General features: G+C 54.1%; 11 protein-coding genes and 1 tRNA gene. 4 read left to right on the top strand and 8 right to left on the bottom strand.

The genetic code is table 11. The features are described 5' to 3' along the window. Positions 1 to 5 precede the first annotated feature (5 nt). The gene (locus tag NDI45_RS07625; RefSeq protein ID WP_348246935.1) at positions 6 to 896 is read right to left on the bottom strand and encodes an alpha/beta hydrolase; all 891 of its coding nucleotides are present in this window, start codon (positions 894 to 896) and stop codon (positions 6 to 8) included. Between the two features lie 337 nt (positions 897 to 1,233). Here NDI45_RS07625 and NDI45_RS07620 point away from each other — a divergent pair, with 337 nt between their 5' ends. Next, on the top strand, positions 1,234 to 1,881 hold the full coding sequence (locus tag NDI45_RS07620) for a metalloregulator ArsR/SmtB family transcription factor (protein ID WP_190791810.1): 648 nt from the start codon (positions 1,234 to 1,236) through the stop codon (positions 1,879 to 1,881). A 15-nt stretch (positions 1,882 to 1,896) separates the two neighbouring features. On the opposite strand, the gene NDI45_RS07615 is transcribed toward NDI45_RS07620, so the two are convergent. Beyond that, positions 1,897 to 2,214, bottom strand: a complete 318-nt coding sequence (locus NDI45_RS07615) for a hypothetical protein (RefSeq protein ID WP_348246934.1) — start codon at positions 2,212 to 2,214, stop codon at positions 1,897 to 1,899. Between the two features lie 218 nt (positions 2,215 to 2,432). Here NDI45_RS07615 and NDI45_RS07610 point away from each other — a divergent pair, with 218 nt between their 5' ends. Then, positions 2,433 to 3,392: a methyltransferase domain-containing protein gene (locus NDI45_RS07610; RefSeq protein WP_348246933.1), complete on the top strand. Its 960-nt coding sequence runs from the start codon at positions 2,433 to 2,435 to the stop codon at positions 3,390 to 3,392. A gap of 75 nt (positions 3,393 to 3,467) precedes the next feature. Here NDI45_RS07610 and NDI45_RS07605 read toward each other — a convergent pair whose 3' ends face one another. The 4 genes from NDI45_RS07605 to acsF all read right to left on the bottom strand — a co-directional run bounded on the left by NDI45_RS07605 (position 3,468) and on the right by acsF (position 15,962). Continuing rightward, positions 3,468 to 5,333, bottom strand: a complete 1,866-nt coding sequence (locus NDI45_RS07605) for a beta-ketoacyl synthase N-terminal-like domain-containing protein (protein WP_348246932.1) — start codon at positions 5,331 to 5,333, stop codon at positions 3,468 to 3,470. 2 nt (positions 5,334 to 5,335) lie between these two features. After that, positions 5,336 to 14,467: an SDR family NAD(P)-dependent oxidoreductase gene (locus tag NDI45_RS07600; RefSeq protein ID WP_348246931.1), complete on the bottom strand. Its 9,132-nt coding sequence runs from the start codon at positions 14,465 to 14,467 to the stop codon at positions 5,336 to 5,338. A 220-nt stretch (positions 14,468 to 14,687) separates the two neighbouring features. Further along, a tRNA-Met gene (locus NDI45_RS07595) sits at positions 14,688 to 14,764 on the bottom strand. Positions 14,765 to 14,885: 121 nt separating this feature from the next. Further along, on the bottom strand, positions 14,886 to 15,962 hold the full coding sequence (gene acsF / locus NDI45_RS07590) for a magnesium-protoporphyrin IX monomethyl ester (oxidative) cyclase (protein ID WP_348246930.1): 1,077 nt from the start codon (positions 15,960 to 15,962) through the stop codon (positions 14,886 to 14,888). 810 nt (positions 15,963 to 16,772) lie between these two features. Between acsF and NDI45_RS07585 the strand changes: the two genes are divergently transcribed. Continuing rightward, entirely contained in the window at positions 16,773 to 18,839 is a 2,067-nt protein-coding gene (locus tag NDI45_RS07585; protein ID WP_348246929.1) for an N-acetylmuramoyl-L-alanine amidase, read from the top strand. Here the strand turns inward: NDI45_RS07585 and lnt are convergent. Further along, positions 18,836 to 20,497, bottom strand: a complete 1,662-nt coding sequence (lnt, locus tag NDI45_RS07580; protein ID WP_348246928.1) for an apolipoprotein N-acyltransferase — start codon at positions 20,495 to 20,497, stop codon at positions 18,836 to 18,838. The genes NDI45_RS07585 and lnt overlap by 4 nt on opposite strands. A gap of 329 nt (positions 20,498 to 20,826) precedes the next feature. Between lnt and NDI45_RS07575 the strand changes: the two genes are divergently transcribed. Continuing rightward, positions 20,827 to 22,035: a serine hydrolase domain-containing protein gene (locus NDI45_RS07575; RefSeq protein WP_348246927.1), complete on the top strand. Its 1,209-nt coding sequence runs from the start codon at positions 20,827 to 20,829 to the stop codon at positions 22,033 to 22,035. Here the strand turns inward: NDI45_RS07575 and NDI45_RS07570 are convergent. Then, complete coding sequence (locus NDI45_RS07570) at positions 22,032 to 23,483, bottom strand: low-complexity tail membrane protein (RefSeq protein ID WP_348246926.1); 1,452 nt, start codon at positions 23,481 to 23,483, stop codon at positions 22,032 to 22,034. The genes NDI45_RS07575 and NDI45_RS07570 overlap by 4 nt on opposite strands. Between the last annotated feature and the right edge of the window lie 2 nt (positions 23,484 to 23,485).

Genomic DNA, 23,485 nt, shown 5'->3' with positions numbered 1-23,485 from the left:
TCAGGTTATTGCGCCTGCTGTGGACGCGCATATTTCTGGATAAATTGCTGAATCGCTTGCCAGTAAATTCGATCGCCGACCCGTGAGACATCGTTGTGCGTTGCGCTAGGAATCAGCAATAGCTGCTTGGGCTGAGGGGCAGCCTCGTAAAGGCTCTGGCTCATAACGGTGGGAACGGTGCGATCAGCAGTGCCGTGAATCAGCAAAATTGGAGACCGAAGCGATCGAACTTTCGTGAGTGAATCAAAGGATTGCGTCAGCAGCCAGTCGACCGGCAAAAAACGTGAATAGCCTCCTACATCTGCCATTTGTCGCATCGACGAAAACGTACTTTCAACAATGATTCCCCCTAGCGTCGACTGACGGCTTGCCAGATCGATCGCCACCGCGCCCCCGATCGATTGTCCAAACAAGAAAATGCGATCGGGCGAAATCTGGCGTGTTTGGGTGAGATAGTTCCAGCTAGCGATCGCATCTTCATAAACGCTTGCCTCCGAGGGAAACCCGCCTGTACTCGCCCCATAGCCGCGATAGTCGATCAGCAGCACCGCTGACCCCATCTGATGAAACTGTGCCGCCCGATTCACCAAATCACCAATATTGCTGCCATTTCCGTGAAAATAAAGCAACACAGGCGCATTTGGCTGCCTTGCCGGAATCCACCACCCGGTAACGGTTCCTTTAGGGTTTCGCTCTGCGCTAATCGCATTCTCGATCGGTAACTCGACGGTTTCATAAGCCAGGTTCACGGTCGCAGGAGTGGCATCAAGCGATCGGGGTGGAAAGAAAATTAGCCGAGTTTGCCCAAAATACAAAGCCAGACAGAACCCGGCATACAGCAGCAAAATCACCAGCCCTAAAGAGCGCAGCAGCGACAGGAATTTTAGGAGCACCATGCGATCGTCCATTAATCGTTTAATTGTTCATTAATAGTCGTTTGCAGTCATTTGCAGTCGTTCAATTGTAGAAGCACGCTGGCGATCGGAATTTAGAATAACGCTAAGCAGGCAGGGCAGCATTCCCTAAATTAACGTTCCACCCCCAACCGAGATTCGCGGGCAATGAATTCATCGCTTTTGCTAGAGACTTTTCGGTTAGGGCATTCTGAAAGTAGGATGGAGTCGATTACCTCGAAGAGAGAACGGCGAAGCGATCGCAGAATACGGGATGAAGAAGTCCAGGATGCAGAAACAGCGCAAGGCGCATTTTTCAGGGAGTTAGGGGGAAAAGACAATGACTGAGCTACTGGAAAGCGACAAACTCAAAGCCAAAAATCAAATTCTGCATTTGCTCAAGCTGCATGGACCGCAAACTGCCGCCGTTTTAGCCGCTCAGCTTCAGGTGTCTGCAATGGCAATTCGGCAACACCTCCAGACATTGCAGGCAGATAACCTGGTTACTTATCAAGAAGAACGCCGTCCGGTTGGTCGCCCGATCAAGCAGTGGCAGCTCACCGAAAAGGCAGCAAAACGCTTTCCCGATAATCATGCCGAACTGCTGGTGAATGTTCTGCAGGGCGTTGAGCAGCTTTTTGGTCAGGACGGACTGGACGCTTTGCTTGCCAAACGCACCCAACAGCAAATCGACAACTATCAGGCACAGCTTCCCGAAGATGGCTGGCAGGCGCAAGTGAAGACGATCGCTCAACTTCGTGCCCAGGAAGGCTATATGGCAGAAGTTGTGCAGGAAGCGGAAGACGCAGTGCTGCTAATCGAAAACCACTGTGCAATTCACTCGGCAGCCCGGACATGCAGCCAGATTTGTGCTTCAGAGCTACAGGTTTTTTCGGCACTGCTGGGATCAGACGTGAAAATTGAGCGAGTTGAGCATCTGATTGCGGGCGATCGTCGCTGTGCCTATCGTATCTCGTCCGCAGAATAGACTTTCTGAAGCCCCCTATAACGAATCAACGCGGTGCAGTGACTCAATCAGCTCCTCGATCTCTTCATCGTCCTGGCACTGCTTCACCTGCGATCGAAACCACGTCAACTCTTCTGGCTCAATCTCCTGCGACTGATAAACCAGCAGCGTGCCTGCCAGGCGTGCCAGCGTAATCGGTTCCCAGGCAATGTGATCCAGCAGTCCCAGAGCATCTTGATAAAGCTGCTGCGCTTCGGCTTCGTCGATCGGCTGTCCCAGGTCGACGGCGATCGCCTGTAGGCTGTCTTGGATCGTTAATTGCAGTTCGGAGTCTGGAGCAGAAAAGTGAGTCATGGGGCTTGGGAATGGATTTCAGATTTTCATGCACCTTCCATCATGCCGTGAACCCGGAGTGTTCAGGGCTTGGCGTAGCACGTTCCACAAGCCGATTACCCCATCGGGAGAACTGCCTCGCATCGCCCAATCGCCAGCCCTAACCCCCCTTCAACCTGCAATCCCGCAATACAATAAAATTGTTAAGAAAATGTCACAAGAATGAAGGCTTGATCTCAATGAGTTTGTTTTTTGCGGCGATCGGAATTGTCCTGTTCCTGCTGATCCTGGGGATAGGGGTTTATCTCCTAACGGCTCGCCGCTATCAATCTGCTGATTCGGTCGCTCATTCCTACGATGAATGGACTGAAGACGGCATTCTAGAGTTCTACTGGGGCGAGCATATTCACCTGGGACATTACGGTTCGCCGCCAAAACGCAAGGATTTTCTGGAGGCAAAAGCAGACTTTGTGCATGAAATGGTGGGCTGGGGCGGCTTAGATCGGTTGCCTGCGGGCACAACGGTGCTAGATGTGGGTTGTGGCATTGGCGGCAGCAGCCGCATTTTGGCGCGAGACTACGGGTTTGCTGTCACCGGAGTGACCATCAGCCCTCAGCAGGTGAAACGTGCTCAGGAGCTCACGCCCGCCGATTTAAATGTGCAGTTTCAGGTGGATGATGCAATGGCACTGTCGTTTCCCGATGCCCGTTTTGATGTGGTTTGGTCGATCGAAGCCGGACCCCATATGCCTGACAAAGCCATTTTCGCCAAAGAACTCATGCGGGTTGTCAAGCCGGGAGGCATCATGGTTATGGCAGATTGGAACCAGCGAGACGATCGCCAGAAGCCGCTTAATTTCTGGGAAAGACCCGTGATGCGCCAACTCCTGGATCAGTGGTCGCACCCGGCATTCTCCAGCATTGAAGGCTTTGCTGAACTTTTGCAAGCAACCAGGTTAGTTGAAGGCGAAGTCGTCACTGCCAACTGGACAGAACCTACCCTTCCTTCCTGGCTGGATTCGATCTGGCAGGGTATTGCTCGACCGGCAGGACTGGTGCGGTTTGGTCCATCGGGCTTGATTAAATCGCTGCGAGAAGTGCCAACACTGCTGCTGATGCGGCTTGCCTTTGGTACAGGTCTTTGCCGTTTTGGGATGTTTCGGGCAGTGCGATCCGAAGCAGTTCCCCCGTTAGGGTAATCGAACGGACAGCCCCAGAAGCCGGAAACCCGTTCAACCCAGCCAGCTCAGGTTTGCCGATTCGCGAGCAATGCCCTATCCTTGATATCGCTGACGCTGAAAGGCATAAAAAGGCAAAACCACCTTCTGTCGCCGAACTGGATCAATTTGCTCCCAGTCGATCGTTTCTCCCTGAACATACTGCTGAGCGAATCCGGTTAGCTCCTGCACGATCGCTTCCCCGCCTTTCTCGATTAAATTGTTTTGGCTCGCCGCACTGCTCTGGAAGAAACCCATTACAGATTGACCCGATCGCCATGCCGTCAGTTTTGCCTGAAGGTCAGAACTTGAAGTCATCACCACGGCTATCCGGTGAGCAAAATGCGATCGTCCGGTGTAGGCAGTAAAGCAAAGGTCGGCGATCGATTGTTCAGGATGATGGCTCAGGTGAACGATGTAGCGATCGACTAGCTGATGCAGGGCAGTTTCGCTGCGGGCAGAGAGGGTAAACAGATGTTGGGTTGGAACCGGGGCAGGCTGAGGGCGATCGCTCACGGGTGGGTCTGCGATCACAATATGGGCATTGCTGCCGTTAAACCCAAAGGCACTGATTCCGGCGGTTCTGGGCTGATTGAGGGGCTGGTCTTGCCTTGTCCAGGAAACGGGATCGATCGGCACTTTCACCGGGAGCCGTTGCCAGTCGATGTGGGGATTGGGGGTTTGGAAATGCAGATTGGGCGGAATTTCTCCATGCTGAAGTGCCAGCACGGTTTTGATAAGTCCGGCAATTCCAGCGGCAGCTTCCAGGTGTCCAATATTCGTTTTGACCGAGCCGAGCCAGAGTGGAGCCGATCGATCCTGCCCAAAAACTTCCGCGATCGCATTCACTTCGATGGGATCTCCGATCGCCGTTCCGGTTCCGTGGGCTTCAAGGTAACTGACCTGCTCGGGCGGAATCCGGCTATTGCTTAACGCCTGACGAATGGCTGCCTGCTGGGCAATGCTGCTGGGAACGGTTAAGCCGCTGGTGCGCCCGTCGTGGTTGGTGGCTGATCCTAAAATTACGGCATCAATGCGATCGCCCGCTGCTACTGCATCCCGGTAGCGTTTTAGCACAATCAAGCCGCAGCCTTCTGCCCGCACAAAGCCGTTTGCTGCCGCGTCGAAACTTTTACAGCGATCGTCGGGGGAAAGCATTCGCGCCTTAGAAAAATTGATGTTGGTTTCGGGGGTAAGAATCCGATTGACGCCGCCTGCCAATGCCACCGAACATTCCCCCTGCCGCAAACTTTGACAGGCGAGATGAACCGCCGTGAGTGACGAAGCGCAGGCTGTATCGATCGATAAACTCGGTCCTGTCCAGCCCAGCAAATAGGCAAGCCGCCCGGATGCGGTGCTATGGGTATTGCCGGTGGTGAGATAAGCGTCGATCTGAGCCCGATCGCGGCTGAGCAACTGCTGCCAATAGTCAATGCTGCAAATGCCGACAAACACGCCGCCCTGAGTTCCAATCAGATGATCGGCTGACAGTCCGGCGGATTCCAGTGCCTCCCAGCCCACTTCGAGCAAAAGCCGCTGCTGCGGGTCGAGGCTGATCGCTTCGCGGGGGGCAATCCGAAAGAAGGGCGCGTCAAAGTCGTACGGGTGGGGCACAAAGCCGCCTTCACGGGTGTAGAGCTTACCGGGAGCCTGCGGGTCAGCGCTGTAAAGATCATCAGTTTGCCAGCGATCATCTGGAACCGGGGTAATGGCATCGGTGCGGCTGCGAAGCAGTTTCCAGAAATCCTCAGGCGTATCTGCACTGGGAAAGCGACAGCCCATGCCGATAATGGCGATCGGTTCGTGCTGTGCCTGCTCTAGGGCGTCAAGTTTTGCCTGAAGCTGCTGAATTGCGAGGAGGGCGCGCTGAGTTGGCGTTCGGGTTTCGGTTGCTTTTTCTGTCATTGCGATCGGGCTGTGCATTCCTATAAGTTAAGCTGCTCCAGGGTTTGCAGCAGTAAGGCTTCGGCTTCTGCATCCGAAAGGGACTCAATCTCGGACGGCAGATCGATTCCCCCACTCGGGGAAGTACTTTGCATTGCTGGAGTTTCCCTTCCTTCAGGAAAGGAACTTTGTTCTATCGCCGTCCCAAATAGCCATTGCAGCAGATGATCGGTCAGTGTGGTGATTGTCGGATAATCATACAGCAGCGCGACCGACAACGGTTTTCCCAGACTAGTTTGCAGCCGATTTCTCAGCTCTACGATCGTCAAAGAATCCATGCCCATTTCGGAGAATCCCTGATGCAGATCGGTCAGCGTCTCTGCATGAACGCCCAAGATTTTTGCGATGTGGGCTTTTACATGATGGGTGATGAGGTGAGGGCGATCGTCTGACGGGGCATTGACCAGAGTTTGATAAAAGTCTTCAGCGTCCTTGAAAACAGTGGGGGGATGAGGACGTGAAGAAGGGGAGGAAGGAGGAGAGGCTTGAGCAGAGCATGGTGCGACGAGGGGCTTGAGTGCCGCAGGCGGATTCCAATTTGCCCAATCGATCGGCAAAACGCCGACCTGCGCGGATGATTGGTTCAAGAGGGTTTCCAGGATAATGAGTCCGATTTCGGGGGAGATTACCCCAACGGGGAAAGCGCTTTGCATCGTCTCTCTTCCCTCAGCCTGAGCCGTTCTAGAACGGGCTGCCATTCCTGTGGATTCCCACGCTGCCCAGTGAATGCTGAGTCCGGGTAAGCCAAGCGATCGTCTAACCTGAGCCAGCGCATCCATAAAACCGTTTGCTGCTGCGTAGCTGGACTGTCCGCCTGATCCCAGAAGCGAAGCCGCTGAGGAAAACATCACAAAGCAGTCGATCGGGTGATGCTGCGTTAGCTCGTGCAGATTTAAGGCTCCCCGAACTTTGGGGGATAGGACGGACTGGAAGCGATCGGCGGTCTGGTGCTGGAGAATGCCGTCATTAAGGATGCCTGCAGCGTGGAAGATGCCGAGCAGGGGCGGAGGGGAAGGGAGGCGGGTGGATGAGTGGAGGTAGGGAGTGAGAAGGGTTTGGAGGGATTGTTGATCCGTGATGTCGAGTTGGGCGATCGTGATCTGGACTCCCTGAGCCTGGAAATGATCGAGTTTGGTTTGGGTTTCGGGGGTGGGTTTGCTGCGTCCGATCAGGAGAAGGGAGGTTGCGCCGCGATCGATAAGCCATTGGGCAACGTGCAGTCCAAGTGCGCCGAGGCCGCCTGTAATCAAATAAGTGCCGCTGGGTTTGACGGTGAAAGGCTGTGAGACTGGATGTGAAACGGGAGCAGGTTCAGGGTGGGCAATGACGATTTTGCCGATGTGCTTTGCCTGCTGCATCCAGCGAAAGGCTGCGATCGACTGACTCCGATCGAACACTTTGTGCGGCAGGGGCTGCAGCCCGCGCGAATGAAACTGCTGCAAAAGCTGGCTCAGCAGGGCCTGAATTGTTTGTGGCTGTTCCTGGGTGGTCTGCATTAGATCCATGATGTGATATGCCACATCAGAACGAACCTGAGCAACCTGTTCGGTTGACCAGATGCCCTGCTTGCCGATTTCGATCAGGCGACCGCTCCGACGCAAAATTGACAGATTTGCCGGGATAAATTCGCCGGACAGGGAATTGAGGATAATATCCATTCCTTGTCCCCCAGTTTGAGCCTGGATGGCTGCGGCAAATTCAGTCGATCGATCGCTCAAGACGTGTTCAACGCCAATCGATCGCAAAAAGTCCCACTTCGCCGGAGCTGCGGTTGCCCAGAGTTCTGCCCCTGCCTGCTGCGCGATCTGGACTGCGGCCAGACCGACTCCACCTGCTGCCGAGTGAATGAGCACCCGTTCTCCGGGTTTGATCTGGGCAAGGTGATGCAAGCCATACCAGGCAGTCAAAAAGGCGATCGGAATCGTAGCGGCTGCGGCAAAGTCTAGATCAGAGGGCAGGGGAACCACTCGCCGCGCATCAACCGTGACCCATTCGCTAAAGCTGCCCGTCGCCAGTGCCACCACCCGATCGCCCACTTGAACCGAGGTGACACCCTGGCCGACAGCGACCACTTCCCCGGCACACTCCAGGCCCAGCAAACCCGCTTCGCCCGGATACAGCCCCAGCACGTTCATCACATCCCGAAAATTTAGCCCCGTTGCCCAGACGCGAATCTCGACTTCGCCGAGTTGGGGAGGACGGCGATCGATCGGCTGCCAAACAAGCTGATCCAGCGTGCCGCGATTGAGAATTTCGAGGCGGAGCGATTGAGCAACGTCAGGCAACTTCTCCGTGAAATGTTTTACAACAGAATGTCGTACAAGCCGCGCTGCATAACGGGTTTGATTGCGATAAACAATCTGGTTTTCCCCGTCCTGGCTGACGAACTCTGCCCAGAGCAGACTTGCGGCTTCTGCGCCCGAAAGGTTTTCTAGATCGATCGTGATGCAGTTCAGTTCGGGATGCTCCAGCCGAATCGATCGCGCCATGCCCCACAGCGGAGCCTGTCCGGTTGCCTCCAGCAAGATCGACGGCTGACAAACGCCTCGCGTCACAATCCAGAGCTGCGGTGGCGGGTTCAGATGAGTTATAGACTGAACGATCGCCAACAAACGGCTGCACTGCTCAGAAACAAACTCTTCCAGGGAGTCGAGAGTTAAAAGTTCAGGGGTCACGGCATCCGCAAAGAAGATAACCCCGCGCAGGTTTGCCCCGCTAGCCCCCTCATTCTGGGGAGAATCTTGCCGATTATTCTGACTTTCAAAGTCCCCTCGGTGTAAGGAATTTAGGGAGCTTTCAGAACCTTCAAACGAAGCCCACTCCTTTAGAGAGGATAAATCAGCCGGATCAAGCCTTGCCCAGGGTTGTTGCTGGGTTTCGAGCAGCCCAGTCAAAGCGTCGATCGAATCATTTGCTTCGCCCACAATCAGCCAGTAACCTCGATCGCTGCAAAGCATTTTCCCTGCTGGAGTCATTGCCTCCTGTGAAGAAACCAGGGGAACAGGTTGCCAATCAATCTCATACAGCCAGTCCTGCCAGGAGAACGATCGCACCCGATCGGATGAAGGTTGAATTCGCTGAAGGGTCAGTCCTTCGATGTGGGCAAGGCATTCACCAGAGTCACTGTACAGCGATAAATCAGCCGTAATGTGAGTCGAATTGTCCGCCCAAGAGCGTAGCTGCACATGGCTCCAAACCGTTCCCGCCGGACGCTGAAGCAGGCTGAAAGACTCGATCGCCACAGGCAAATAAGTCACGCCTTGCAGACGAGCGGGCAGGGCTGCCGCTGCAACTTGAATGCAGGCATCAAGCTGGGCAGGATGAATCTGATAGGGCTGAGCATCACAGGATGAAATTTGCCCTAACGCTTCACCGTCTTTGCGCCAGAGCTGTGCAACCCCCCGGAAGCTTGCCCCATATCGAATGCCTGCGGCTTCAAAGCTTTGATAGTGGGTTTCAGCGAATCGCCGCTCAGAAAGACGCTGCCGGATTTGTGCCAGGCTTGCGCTGGGTAGAATCGGACGAGCGCAAACCTGCGCCTGTCCTGTGCAGTGAAGTGTCCAGTCAGAATCTTGCTGGTAATCGGGCTGCTGATGATCGGGCTGTTGACTGTAAATTTCAATGCGAATCCCGGAACCAATTACCTCGCTGCGGTTGGACAGAGGAATTGGGGTGGCGATCGTCTGAACCGTTTGCGGTGTGGATGACAAAATGAGCGGCTGCTGAAACTCGATCTGGCTCAGCGAAATCGTCTCGGTTTTCAACTGTTGCACAGCGATCGCCAGAGCCATTTCCACAAAGGCAGTTCCCGGCAAAATGGGGCGATCCTCAAGGCGATGATCGGTGAGGAAGTCCGGCGAATGTTCGCAGAGAAGCGACTGAAACAGCGCAATTTTAAGCGGCGTAGAAACACGGCTTCCTAACAGAGGATGACTTTCGGAAGCAGTGAGAACAGGCTGAGCCGATCGCTTCGCCGCTTCCTGAAGGGGAAATTGCCCAGGCGGATCGATCCAGCAGCGTTGTCGCTGAAACGGATAGGTCGGCAGAGACATCCGATGACGAGAAAAGCCTTGGTGGAACGCTTGCCAATCTACAGGGATACCCCGCTGATAAAGTTCGCCCAGGCTTTGCAGCAGCGTTTCGGTATTCGATCGATGCGAAGCCGTTGTCGTTCTGGTTGCCGTTCTGGTTGTTCCTCTGGGCAAATCGCGTCTCAAACTTGGCAGCCAAATGCGGTGATGCGAAGCCGTTCCCCCTAGGGGGTCATCGGGAAACTGTTCACGTCCTATCCCCAGCAGCACTGGATGCGCTCCACATTCCAGGAAAATTGCACAGCCCGATCGAATCAGCGTCTTCATTCCGGCAGCAAATAAAACAGGCTGCACCAGATGGCGACTCCAGTAGTCCGGGGAGGCGATTTCGTCAGCGATAAAATCCCCGGTCAGGTTAGAAATCAGCTGACGCTGCGGTGTGGAATAGCTAACTTGGCGCGCAATTTGCTCAAAGTTCGGTTCGTTCGGAGTTACGCTTTGCGCGAATCGCAGTGGTTCCAGCAGGGGCGAATGAAACGCATGAGAGACATTGAGCCAGGTCGTTTTAATGCCGCGATCGGTGAGGCGATCGACCAGAGTTTGCAGCGATGGAATCTTTCCAGACACAACGATATTTTGATCGCTATTGATGGCAGCGATCGTCACCGTTTCCGGGTCAGTCTCACCCTCAAAATCAGCAAGGAACGATCGCACCGTTGCCTCATCGCTTCTGATTGCCACCATGCCCCCTGGAGGTAACGCCTGCATTAGCCGACCCCTCGCCGCCACCAGCTTTAAGCCATCCTCCAGGCTGAATACCCCCGCCACACAAGCCGCCACATATTCACCGATGCTGTGCCCCATGACGATATCTGGCTCAACGCCCCAAGACATCCAGAGCTGCGCCAGAGCATAGTCAATCGTAAAAATGGCAGGCTGGGTATAGAGAGTTTGATTCAAAAGTTCGGCAGCATCTTCGGCAAAGAGCAACTGCCGCAGCGGTCGATCGATTTCTCCTTGTAAGATTGCCTCACACCGATCGATCGTCTCCCGAAACACGGGTTCCGTTTCATAAAGCTGCCGACCCATCCCGGAATACTGCGAACCCTGTCCGGTGAAGAGAAATGCGATGGGCGAAGAAATGCCAGAACGAATGGAGCGGGGACGCTGAGCAATTTGTTCGAGGAGATGCGGAATTGAGCTGGATACGAATGTGAGTCGATGCTCAAAGTGCGATCGTCCGACGTTAGTAGTGAAGCAAAGATCGGCGAGAAAGCGATTGGGTTGTTTGAGGCGGGTGAGCGCTTCTGCATTGCCCCCCAAATGCAAACATTGCTTGAGAAACCTTTCATAGCGGTCAAGCAAATCGTTCAGAGCAGATTCGCTTTTGGCAGATAGCGTTAGCAAATGATCAGGACGATCCGCCGCATTTCCCAATGCCGCATTTCCCAATAGGGAGGAATCATCCGCCTGCGTCACAGCCGCGATCGTCGGAGCCTCTTCGAGAATGACGTGGGCATTGGTGCCGCCGATTCCCAGCGAGTTCACCCCTGCCCGTCGTGGATGCCCGGCTTCCTGCCAGTCCAACAGGCGCGTGTTGACGTAAAACGGACTGCGATCGAAATCAATTTGCGGATTTGGAGCTTCAAAATGCAGGCTCGGCGGAATCTGGCGATGATGCAGCGATAGCACCGCTTTGATAAATCCCACCACGCCCGACGCAACGTTTAAGTGTCCCACATTCGTCTTGACGGAGCCGATCGCGCAAAACTGCTGCTGCTGAGTGCTGAGGCGAAACGCCTGGGTCAGTCCGGCAACTTCGATCGGGTCGCCTAAGGAAGTTCCGGTTCCATGAGCCTCAACATAGCCAATCGTGTCTGCGGGGACCTCTGCCATTGCCAGAGCTTCTGCAGCAACCGTTGCCTGACCTTCGGCGCGAGGAGCCAGATAGCCCACTTTTTGGCTGCCATCATTGCCGATCGCCGAACCTTTTATGACCGCATAAATTCGATCGCCCGCTTCGATCGCCTGATCCAGCCGCTTTAGCACCACGACCCCCGCTCCGCTGCCAAAAATCGTGCCTTGTGCCTTTGCATCAAAAGCGCGACAGTGACCATCCGGCGACAAAATCAGCCCTTCCTGATACAGATGCCCCACCTGCTGCGGCGTATGCACCGAAACCCCACCCGCCAACGCAATCTCACATTCGCCCGATCGCAAACTTTGTGCCGCCAAATGAATCGCCACCAGCGAAGTCGAGCAAGCAGTTTGCACGTTCACACTCGCGCCTGTGAGATTCAGCTTGTAAGACGTGCGCGTAGTCAAATAGTCTTTATCGTTGGCAATCGTCACCTGAAATCCGCCCATCGAACTCAAGTTAAACACCTGCATATTTTCGTGGGCGTCTAGCCGATCGCGGTTTGGATAAACATGATTTAGCAGGTAAGTATTCATTGACGCACCCGCATAAAGCGCGATCGATCCGGGATAGGAAAACGGGTCATAGCCCGCATCTTCCAGACCTTCCCAGGCACACTCCAGCAACAGCCGCTGCTGTGGATCGATCAGTTCTGCTTCTCTGGGACTGTAGCCAAAAAATTCTGCGTCGAAGCGATCAACATCCTTCAAAATTGGACTTGCTTTGACATAGGCAGGATTCTGGAGCAGCGTTGGATCAATCCCCGAAGCCAAGATTTCTTCATCGCTAAAAAAGGCGATCGACTCCACTCCGTCACACAAATTTCGCCAGAACTGATCGAGCGACTCCGCCCCCGGAAACCGACAAGCCATTCCAATCACGGCAACCTCAGACGAAATCAGAGACGATCGGCGGGTTTGCTGTCGCTGCTGTACCCGCTGCTGTGCCTGCTGAAGACTGGAATTAACCGTTGGATTTTCCCTGGTGTCGCTCAAGTCGCTTAAAAATTGCGCCAAAGATTCGATCGTCGGATGCTGAAATAGGCTTACAGTATGCAGATCAGGACAATCGAATTCCGTTTGCAGTCGGGCAAGCACCTGCATGAGCCGCAGCGAGTTGCCGCCCAGTTCAAAGAAGTTATCGCGAATTCCCACCCGTTCCAGTGCTAAAACGTCCTGCCAGATCGAAACAATCTGCTGTTGTCGCTCCGTCTGCGGTCGATCGATTGCCTGCTGTCCCCACAACTCGCTGATTTGCCTGATAATTCCATCAAACTCCCCCGCTCCAAATCTCCCACTCAACACAGATCGCTGAATTTTGCCGATCGCCGTTTTGGGAATCTCCTTCTGCTCTACCGGAATGACAAATCGGGGACTGATGCCGATCGCCTCTCCCACTCGGCGCTGAATTGTCTTGATCAACGGCATCACAGCAGCCAGATTGTCACACCCCCTCTCTGGACAAAAGAAAATCGCGAGCTGTTCGGTCGAATCGCTGGATTGCTTCCCAGTCTCGCCAGCGGGTAATCGCCGCACTGCACAAGCCGCTGTGAAGGACACCGCTATTCCGTCTAGTGCCTCTACGATCGCCTCAATTTCGTGATTAGCGTAGTTTGCACCGTTGATGATAATCACTTCTTTCTGACGACCCGTAATCGTTAAGCGCCCAGATTGCAAAAAGCCCAGATCGCCCGTGTTAAACCAGCCATCCGGCGTAAAAACTTCCGCATTCAGATCGGGTCGCTGGTAATAGCCCGCCGTCACTGTCACTCCGCGCACCTGAAGCTGACCGATCGTTCCTTCGGGAACAAGCTGATTTGCCTCATCCACAACTCGCAGCGATACGCCGGGAATCGGTTTGCCCAGCTCGATATAAGTGTCCTCGTCCGACGTGGTTTGGCGCGAGAAGCGATCGGAATGGACAATGCCAGAGCAAGTTTCTGACATTCCATACCCCGGACTGACCGCCGTTCCGCTTAACCCGTGGGGTTCCAGCAGCGCTAGAAAGTGGCGGGTCGTTTTGCCGACGACTGCCTCTGCGCCGTTGCCCATCCAGCGAATTGAGGACAAATCCCAGGTTTTTGCTGAGGTTGCTGCTTGCAGACGATCGATTACCAGCCCATAGCCAAAATTAGGCGACCAGGTTGCCGTGACGCGATGCGCCTCGATCAAATCTAGCCAGCGAAGCGGTTCCTGCAAAATTAGCTCATTTGCGACGTGAATTTGCGAACAGCCCAAATACACCTCGGTCAGATGAAACATCACCAGACTGGCAACGTGTTCGATCGGCATCCAGTTCAGCGTGGTCTCTGTTGCCGTCAGTCGGTTCACGGTTGCCATGCCATACACACTGGCGAGCAGATTGCGTCTGCTCAGGGTCACTCCTTTAGGAATGCCCGTACTGCCAGAAGTCAGCAAAATTAGAGCCAGCTCGTCTGGTGCACTGTAATGAATCTGGCGATCGGGTTCAAACTGTCGCAGCTCCTCAACCAGCAAAATCTCTGGTGAAACGGACTTTGCTGTACTGCTGCCTGAATCCTCTATCGATGAGGCACTTTGAGCAGATAAAGCACTTTGATCAAAGGATAAATCCTCCTGCTGGTTCGGAAGTTTCCTCCTGGTAAAGGGGTGGGGGGCAAATTCCTGATCGTTAAGAAAATCCCCGATCGCTTCCTGCAATTCCCCATTCGCAATCACCACCGGACGCACAAACCACCGCAACGCCTCCAGTAGCGCGATCGCCTTACTGTGATCAGCACGATAGTTCGGCGCAACTGCGATCGGCACGGGCACAAATCCCCCCAGCAGACAGCCCCAAAAGCACGGCAAGAAGTCGAGTCGATCGCTGATTTGCAAAACCACTGGATCTTGGGGCTGGAGTCCGATCGATCGCAGTCCGGCAAGAACTCGCTGTGCCTGAGTCAGCAATTCGGCATAAGACACAAACTGACAACTCTGATCGGGCAGCACATAAAGCACACCCTTTTCCGTTTCACTCGCTCGCAGCAGCAGATCGGGTAACTGGAGGCGATGCGAAACAATTCCCCCTTTGGAGTAATCGAGATCGGCAGGCAGCGGCTCCCCGTCACTACAGGATAAAGGGATCATCAATTGGCGCAAAGCCATATCCCCGCTGGGATGTCCAAACTGGGTTGGGCGATCCATGCTCATCCTCACTCACACCAGATCTGCTAAGAGCCTATTCTGCATCATGCTGCGATCGAATTGAAGCCATGTTAGTACAGCATGGGCTACGGCTACGTTGTTCCTCGCTCGATTGTGGGAATTCTGCAGAGCAAGGTTTGCGCTGTCTTTTTTCAGCTTCTACTCAATTCCTTTAAAAAGCCAAAACCCCAGACTCCTTAGAATCTAGGGTTTTCCTAATTGGTGGCGGGGAGCGGATTTGAACCACTGACCTTCGGGTTATGAGCCCGACGAGCTACCAGGCTGCTCTACCCCGCGTCGACTTATCTAATATAGCAAGGAATTGGCAATTGTGACAAGGTTGAGTAAAAATTTTGAGATCGCATGAAAAAAGCGGCTCCGCCTGAGCAGAACCGCCGAGTTGAGGGGTGAGGTCAAACTAGCGAACCGAGCCTTCCAGACGAGCCGTGTCGATCGGCTTCATCAAATACAGGCGCAGCAAATTTACGCCAATCTTGGCAACGTGGGGCACTTTCTTCAGCAATTTCACCACGCCGGGGGCATTGCCATTGCCTGCTTCCATCAGCTTCAGGTTAGCAGCAGCGGCTTCATCCAGCAGTTTGAAAAAGTTGGGGTGATCCACGTTCAGGATGAGGGGAAAGACCCGTCCTGCGGTTTCGTTCGTTTTCTGGATCACATGGATGTCGTAGTCGCGTGCATTCAAACCCAGCGAAGCATAGAAGCTCGATCGCTGAATGTCGTTCAGAAACATCGTGGCAAACACTGACAACAGGAAGAACCGCGACCAGAGGCGAGCTTTCCAGTCGTTGAGGATGCTGGGCTGAGACTTCATGATCGCGTCAAAGAAGTCGCCGTGGCGGTTTTCATCCTGACACCAGTTCTCGAAGAACTTGAAGATCGGATAAATCCGGTGTTCGGGGTGTTGCTCCAGATGGCGGAAGATGGTGATGTAACGCCAGTAACCGATCTTCTCTGAGAGATAAGTGGCGTAAAAGATGAACTTGGGCTTGAAGAAGGTGTAGCTCTTGCTTTCGGTGAGGAAGCCCAAGTCGAGCTGAAGCCCAAAGTCGGACATTGCCTTGTTGAGGAATCCGGCATGGCGTGCCTCGTCGCGAGACATCAGCAAAAAGCACTCTGCCAGCAGCGGGTTTCTGTCTTTCAGCTTGCGGGACAACTCTTTGTAGAGCAGAAATCCAGAAAACTCAGCCGTGCAGGATCGCTCCAGGAACTCGACAAACAGAGCACGAGTTTCGCCGTCGAGGTGATCCCAGGACTGCTGGAATTCTTCGTTGCGAACGAAGTGATGGCGATTATAGTCGGTGCGGAACTCTTCTAAGATTGCCCGCAGCTCATCCTCGTTCGGCGAGATGTCCATTGTTGCCATCTCGTCAAAGTCGGTGGTGTAAAACCGGGGGGTGAGGATGGTGTCTTTTGCCGGAACCTTAACTCCAGGTCGCAGCTCTGCAATTTCAGGTTTTTTCAGCGAATCTACCATGTGTTCCTTTTCTCTTGCTTCAGTATGATGCCCAAACCCCAGTTACTTAAGCGAATCAAACCTAAGCAAACCCAGAGGAAGGCTGCTGACTTTAACGGGTGGACTTTTAACGAATGAAAGTCTTGCGGCGATGGCAAGTCCTGTAAAAGACGGATTGCAAAATCAGTCAAAATCTTTTACGTCCCTTAGTCTATCAAGGGATCAGGCTCTACAACGAGCGGCAACGTTAAGAGTTGCAACAGAGGATGGGGAATTGTGACAGGGGTGGGGAAGTGGAAACAAAAGGGTCAGTGCTTGAATGACGGGCGATTGCGACAGCGCACAGAATTGTCAGCAATCTTCCTAAATCTTTCTGAGACAAGCCTTGACCTTTGCAGGAATTGGCTTAATATTGGGTGTCGCAGATTTAGCGTCTCTGTTCGTTGAATTGCTATTTTAGGCGCAAGACCTAGCATCAAACTGCCTGAGCAATTGAGCAAACTCGCGAATTTGGGACGATCGCCTCGAAATAAGAGCAGTCTTTGGTCGAATTGCCTGATTTCAGTTCATAACGGGCTTCCGATTGAAGTTGCAATACAGCAGCGTTAGGCTACACTGATTTCGCTCATTTCGATTTCGTTTATCCGTTTGCCTGACCTGTATTCTCTGTTCATTCGTGATGTAACAGCGATGTAACAGAGGATCTAGTGAACCAGATCTAGTAAACAGGCTCTCGACTGACCCAGACAGCATCACACCTGAAGATTTGACAGCCAAACATCGATCGCACTGTATCAATCGCACTGTAAGGAATTGTAAGGAAAAGCAGCTTTGAAGATTCAGTGGTGGCTCCCCAGTGCCGTTAGCGTTTTTTGTGTCATTTCTCCCAGTGTCGTCGCTCCGGCTCTGGCAACGGGAGTGACATCCTGGCGGTTTGACCCAGGGCAAAATCAGCTTGAGTTTAGAACCCGTGAACCCGTACAGCCCCGCGCCCAGCTTGTAACCAATCCGACTCGTCTGGTGATTGATCTACCAGATATTGAGATGGAGCAGGCTCCGATCGATCGTGATTTCAGCGGCAATATTCGGCAGATTCGCATCGAGCAGTTTGACGGTCAGACGACGCGCATTGTTCTTGAACTGGCTCCTGGTTATACGATCGACCCGCAGCAAATTCGGTTTCGCGGACTTTCGCCGACGCAGTGGACGGTTCAGCTTCCTCAGCCGATGCCCGAATCGGTCGCAGTTTCTCGTGAGGCTCCTCCCGCTGCTTCAGTTACCAATCCAATTGCCAATCCAGTTGCCAATCCGCCTGATGCGATGCAAAGCACTCCTTCCGTGGAGGGAATTGACCCCACGCTAGCCCAAATTGCAGGCATTCAGGCAACGTCAGACGGGTTGTTTGTGCGCTTCAGGAGCGGGGTGCCCCAGGTCGAAGTTGAGCGTAGCCGCGATCGGCGATCGGTGGTTCTGACGGTTGAAAATGCAGTGCTTTCGCCAGAATTGACCCAGCAGGAAGTGTCGATCGATCGATTTGGCGTGGAGCGGGTGCAGTTTGAGCAGGTGAGCGATCGTTCTTCCAATCGTCGCCCAACCGTGCGAATTCGCCTGGAGGTTGACCCTAGCAGTCAGGACTGGCAGGCAACGGTGAGCAATTTGGGTGGAATTGTGATGCTGCCCACTGGAAACAGCTCGACTGCCCGCACCGCTCGCAATCCGTCTGCGTCTGACCGGACAACTTCACGTCAAGCCAATCGATCGTCCGTGGGGGGAACCGCAGAGCGAATTAGTGCAGAACGAGCCAATTCAGAACGAGCCAATGCGGCTCGGAATTCATCGGGTCGATCGATCGCGGCTCAGCCGAATCCGACTCCATTGACGGCTCAGGGAACGAGGGTTTCTGCATCGAATGGCACGGTGACGATCGAAGGCGTGGAACTCAATCCGGTGAATAACCAGCTTTTGATCGAGTCCGATCGCCCTGTGGCACCTACGACTCGCTGGCAAGACGGCACGTATCAAATTGTGCTGTCTCCGGCACGGTTAGCAGAGCGAATTACAGGACCACGGCTAACGGCAAACAGTCCTTTAATTCGGGTGCGGCTGCGGCAGGAAGATGCGGATACAGTCGTGATTTCCTTGCAGCCTGCAACGGGAGTGCGGTTTGGTTCCCTGAATCTGGTCAGTCCGCAGCTTCTATCACTAGAAATGGAGCGATCGCCCCTCCAAGGAACCCCAGCGCGATCGGCTGCAAGTCCTTCTGCTGCGGCTTTGTCTGGAAACCCTCCCTCATTCCGATCCCTACCGCCGCAATCGAATTCAATCCAGCCGTTACCTCGCCCTGGCAATGGACGACTGGTGGTGGCGATCGATCCGGGACACGGGGGAGTAGACGTGGGCGCAGTTGGAATTGGCAACATTCGCGAAGCCGATATTGTGCTGAATGTGTCTCAGCAGGTGGCACGCTTGCTAGAGCAGCAGGGCATTCAGGCAGTGATGACTCGTAGCGACGATCGCGAAATTGATTTGCAGCCGCGTGTGGATATTGCCGAGCAGGTGAACGCCGCGCTCTTTGTCAGCATTCACGCTAACTCAATCAGCATGGATCGCCCAGAGGTGAACGGTGTTGAAACCTATTACTATTCCAGCGGTGCAGGACTGGCAGACACGATTCACCACAGTATTATGAGCGACCTGGGCATGAACGATCGCGGCGTGCGGCAGGCTCGCTTTTATGTGCTGCGAAGAACTTCGATGCCTGCGGTTCTGGTCGAAATTGGCTTTGTCACCGGCAGCCAAGATGCCCCCCGTCTTGCCAACCCCAACTGGCAAAACCAGATGGCAACGGCGATCGCGAGAGGCATTTTGCAGTATCTTAGAACCGCTGCCAGTCGCTAAATCGGGTTAGATTTCGCCGCGTCTTTGACCAACAAGCCGATCGCCAATAAACTCACCAGCGGCGTAAACCAGTCTCCCCAGCGGACGTAGAGCGTTTGAGTTTGGCGGCGATAAATCGTGTGGGCGTGAGTTTGATACAGGCGAAACTCAGACAGCCATTCCGTTTTGCCGTGTGGATCGACAATGCCCGAAAATCCGGTATTGGTTGCCCGCACTGCCCAGCGATCGGTTTCGATGGCTCGCATGACATCCTGAGCGTGGTGCTGTGCCATCATTGCCGGCCCGTAGGGATCGTTGTTGGAAGCCGTTAGAATAAACTCGCCGCCCGATCGCGCCTGATTACGGAAAATATAGGAAAACGCAGAATCAAAGCAAATCCCAACGATCGCCTGTCCAAAAGGCGTTTTCACTTGCTGCTCGCCGTGACCGGGCGTAAGCGATGCCTCAACCGGCGATAGCCGCCCGATGAATTGCCCGATCGTCTCGGCAAACGGCACATACTCGCCCAGCGGCACAAGCTTCACTTTGTCATAGCGGCTCAAGACTTCTCCGTCGCCTGCGATCGTCACCAGTGATTGGGTCAAATTGCCCTGGTTTAACCCGACCGTGCCCACCCAGGCAGGAATGCGGTGATCGAGCAGTGCCCGATAAAACGGATTTTGCAGCGGACGACTGAGCCAGAGCCAGGGAAAGGTTCCCTCAGGCGTTAAAACTGCCTGCACCCCTTGGCCTACCAGCATTTCATAGCCTCTGGTGTAATTATCAATCGAAAGGCGAATTCCCGCTTCAAACAGCTTGATCCGCGTCGGCACATTTCCCTGCACAATCCCAATCGACAGTGCTGCTTCTGGGGGCGTTGCCAGCGATCGGCTCGCCAGACCAAACCCAACCCCATGTAGCCCAATCAGCCAGACCAAACCCAGCCCCCAAAGCGATCGTGCCAGTCGCCCTCGCCCTCCGTCTCTTGCCATCCACCCTTCTGCCAAAAATCCGTTAAAGGCAACGATCGCCCCTGCCACCAGCATCGGTCCTGCAAGCTGCCCCAAATGCAAAATCCACCGATCATGCGGACTCTGCGTATAAGACAAAAACGTCCATTCCAGTGGGCTCCAGCTCCACACCGTTTCCAGAATGCACCACAGTGCAGTGCCCACCACAACACGGCTGACCGGAGCCAGTCGCCCCCGCCGATTAATCCACGCCAGGCTCCCCGCCCAGATGCCCACCAGCAGCCCACCCCAAAGGATAATTATCAGCCAGCAGGCGATCGCAATCGTGATACTGGCAAGCCAGGGAATGCCCATCCAGGTAAGCGGATGCAAATCCTTAATCCAAAACAATGCCGTGCCGTTGTAGCCCACCCCCCAGGCAGCTCCCAGCAAAAAGTTAAAGGTGGGAAAGTGGTTTCTAGCCGCGATTTGGCTCGATTCCGGCTGCGATCGCACGACCAAAACCCACAAAGGAACGATCGCAATCCAGGCAAGAAACCAGGCATTTGCAGGCGCAGGTGCTAATCCCATTACAATGCCCGCACAGAGGGCGATCCAGAGCAGCAAATGAGGCGGCAGCTTGGAATCCAAAATAGCCCGGTAAATCGGTAAAACAGCAGGGTAACGATGCGAAGCAGTTTCCCCTTCGGGGCGATCGGGTAGCGGCATAGGTAAAGTAGGTCGTTTGGGAAGCTCCTTTATTATTTAGAACGATTTTGGGGATTTGGGGGAGTGGAGGGGTGCAGAGTGGCTAAGGTTGAGGGAAGTTCAGTATCTCAGGATTAATTTTCAAGATTAGATTTTCAGGATTAAATCTTCAGGATTAATTGATTGAGACAACACGCTTTTGCAAGTGCGATCGTCCTATCAAAAGCTTGCTAATTCCTTATCCCCAATTTCATTTCCCTTATCCTTTCATCCACCGCTCCGCCTTCATCTGCAACAATACATCTGCCACAATATAAGTTCCCCCTTACCCCCCACCTCCCTGGCGATCGATGAAGCACCGAATTCTTGTGATTCTCACAGTTTTGCTGCTGACGGGCACGGCTGGCTGTCGTCGGGGTGAGCAGGCACAGCAGAAGGAAGTCAGGCTAGGGACGCAGCAGGCAACGCTCTCGGCGGCGCAAACAAAACCTGCCCCATTCCCGGCAGAAACGGCGAATAAGCTTCAGCAGATGTTGAGTGGAAAAGTGGAGTCGATGAAGCTACCAGGAGCGGTGCTGTACCTATCCACTTCAGAAGGAAACTGGATGGGGGTTGCCGGAAAAGCCGATCTCGCAGCACAAACGCCCCTGAAGCCGACCGATCGCTTTCGGCTGGGCACTCTGACCGAGATGTTTGTAGCGATCGTCTGTTTGCAGCTTGCCGAAGAGGACGTGCTTGATCTGGATGCTTCGATTACAAATTGGCTTCCGGCAGACTTGAGCCAGCAAATTCTAAATAGCGAGAAAATTACGGTTCGCCAGTTGCTCAACCATACCAGCGGCTTGCTCGAACCGGAGCGCGAGGCATTTTGGGAGACCGTGAGAGCTGACCCGTCGCGTCAATGGAAGCCGCAGGAAGTGTTGGCTTATCTGCTCAACGATGCTGCCGCAGCGGAAGATCGCCCTCCGAGTTCCTTAAATGATTTTTCCTACTCCCACGCCAACTATATTCTGCTGGGCATGATCATTGAGCGAGCCACGGGTAGCCCATTACCCAGGGTCATTCGCTCCCGCATTAGCGATCGGCTCAATCTCAAAAATACATTCCTGGAGCAGCAAGAAGAAATTCCAGGTGGCTTTGTGCAGGGATACGCCGACTGGGACAAGGATGGAGCGATGCAGAGCGTGACCAAACCTTTAATTAATCCGGCGATCGGGCTGGGCGATACAGGCATGATTTCGAGTGCGCCTGACCTGGTGCAGCTCTTTCGCGGGCTATTTCTCGACAATGCGCTGTTATATGAAACCTCGGTGGAGAAAATGCTGACTCTGGTAGACTCCGATGAGGGCGGCTATGGATTGGGAATTGCCCGCTTGCCGACTGCTTGGGGCGAAGGCTGGGGACAAATTAATCAAACAACCGGATTTTCGATGGTTGCCCTTTATCTGCCCGTCCATGATTTGATGCTGATCGCCTGGACAAATACCAGCGATCGCAATACCGAACCCGTCTACGAAATCGCTCGCCGCAGTCTACGAATTATTCTAGGAATGCCCTAGCCCGGTGTTTCGTCTTCCCAGTCGTCCTCCAGCCAGGACTCGATCGTCTCAGCGGGTACGGCTGCCTCTTCGCTCACATCCTCGACAATTTCCGCTGTCACGACTTCGACGGCTGACACATCCACGGCTGCCTCTTCACTGACATCTTCCGTTTCCATCAAGGTCATCGAAGAGATTTGCAGCGAATCTGCGCCTGTTGGAGAGGTGATTCTTGTTTCAGGCTGTTCTTCGATCGGTTCAGGAATCGGTTCTAGTAGCTCATCTTCGGTTTCTGTCTCTATTTCTGTCTCTTCTGTCCCTGTTTTTGTCTCTATTTCTGTCTCTATTGAAATCGGTTCAGCAGTGGCTTCTGCGGTTTCTGCAATTTCCTCTGCGGTTGCCTGAAAAGCAGCTAGGTCTGAGGTTTCAATGGCTTCGGAAAGTGGTTCCCGGTTGGTTTCCAGATTTGTTTCCAGGCTTGTTTCCAGGTCGGTTTCTAAATTTGCGGCAACCTGTGTTTCCGGGTCTGGGTTGACTGCCGCGACTGCTGGCTGCGCTTCGGGGCTTGCTGGGGGATCTTCGGTCAGGCTTTCCTCCTCAGAAACGATTGTTTCATCCCATTCGTCTTCTGTGTCCAACTCTCGAAACTCAGCATCGATCACTTCGACCGGAACGAAGTTACGCTTTGTGCGGGGTGCGCTTGTTTGTGCCGCCGGATTTGGGGGGGAGCCTGCTTGGGGTTGTGCGTTCTCAGAACGAGGCTGAGGATCGGGGTAGCGAGTTTTTGCGTTCTTCTTGCTGCGATCGCCTAGAGAATCGATCGTGCCCGTTTCCGTTCCACCCGTGCCAGCGGCAGCAGTTGCCGGAATCGTTGTAGCTCGGAGCGGTGGCAGAATTTGCTGATTGATCCAAACTCCGAATAAGGTAAAGTCTCTCGCCACCGCATTGACTGGATAAGGTTCGGTCGCGGCGATCGTTTGTTCCTTCGTCAGCATGACCTGCGCCACGCTCACCGGAACCTGCAAAAACAAATTGCTGACCAGAAAGCTCACCGTTGCGAGCAGCAGTCCCCCTAATGCTCCACCGGGAACGATCGCGGATGACTCCCAGGCGATCGGCGCAAGCTGATAAAGTGGCCACAGCACAACGAACAATAAGACTGCCGTCAGCACCGAAAGCCCCTTGCCCAAAGGCTCCTTAAACCGCCGCAAGATCCGCCGCTGCTCGTCGCTGAGATGCCGGGGCTGCACCGCCAGAAACATCAGGCTATAAATGCAAAAAGGACGCTGCCACTGCATCCACAAGATCGGCAAAGCCCCAATTGCACCTACTAGCCCCAGTTCTACCCAGGGCGGCAACAGCGAATTACTCGCCGCAAACCCCAGCAAACACCCTTCGAGCGCGATCGGCACAACCGCCACCCCCGCAAGATGCACCCAGAGATAAGGATCAAGCCAGAAGGAACGCATTG

This window comes from Leptolyngbya sp. GB1-A1 (assembly GCF_039962475.1).
In the GTDB taxonomy this organism is placed as follows: domain Bacteria; phylum Cyanobacteriota; class Cyanobacteriia; order Elainellales; family Elainellaceae; genus Leptolyngbya_A.
The sequence above is the reverse complement of the archived record's forward strand: the minus strand, read 5'-3'. Positions and strand labels throughout refer to the sequence as shown.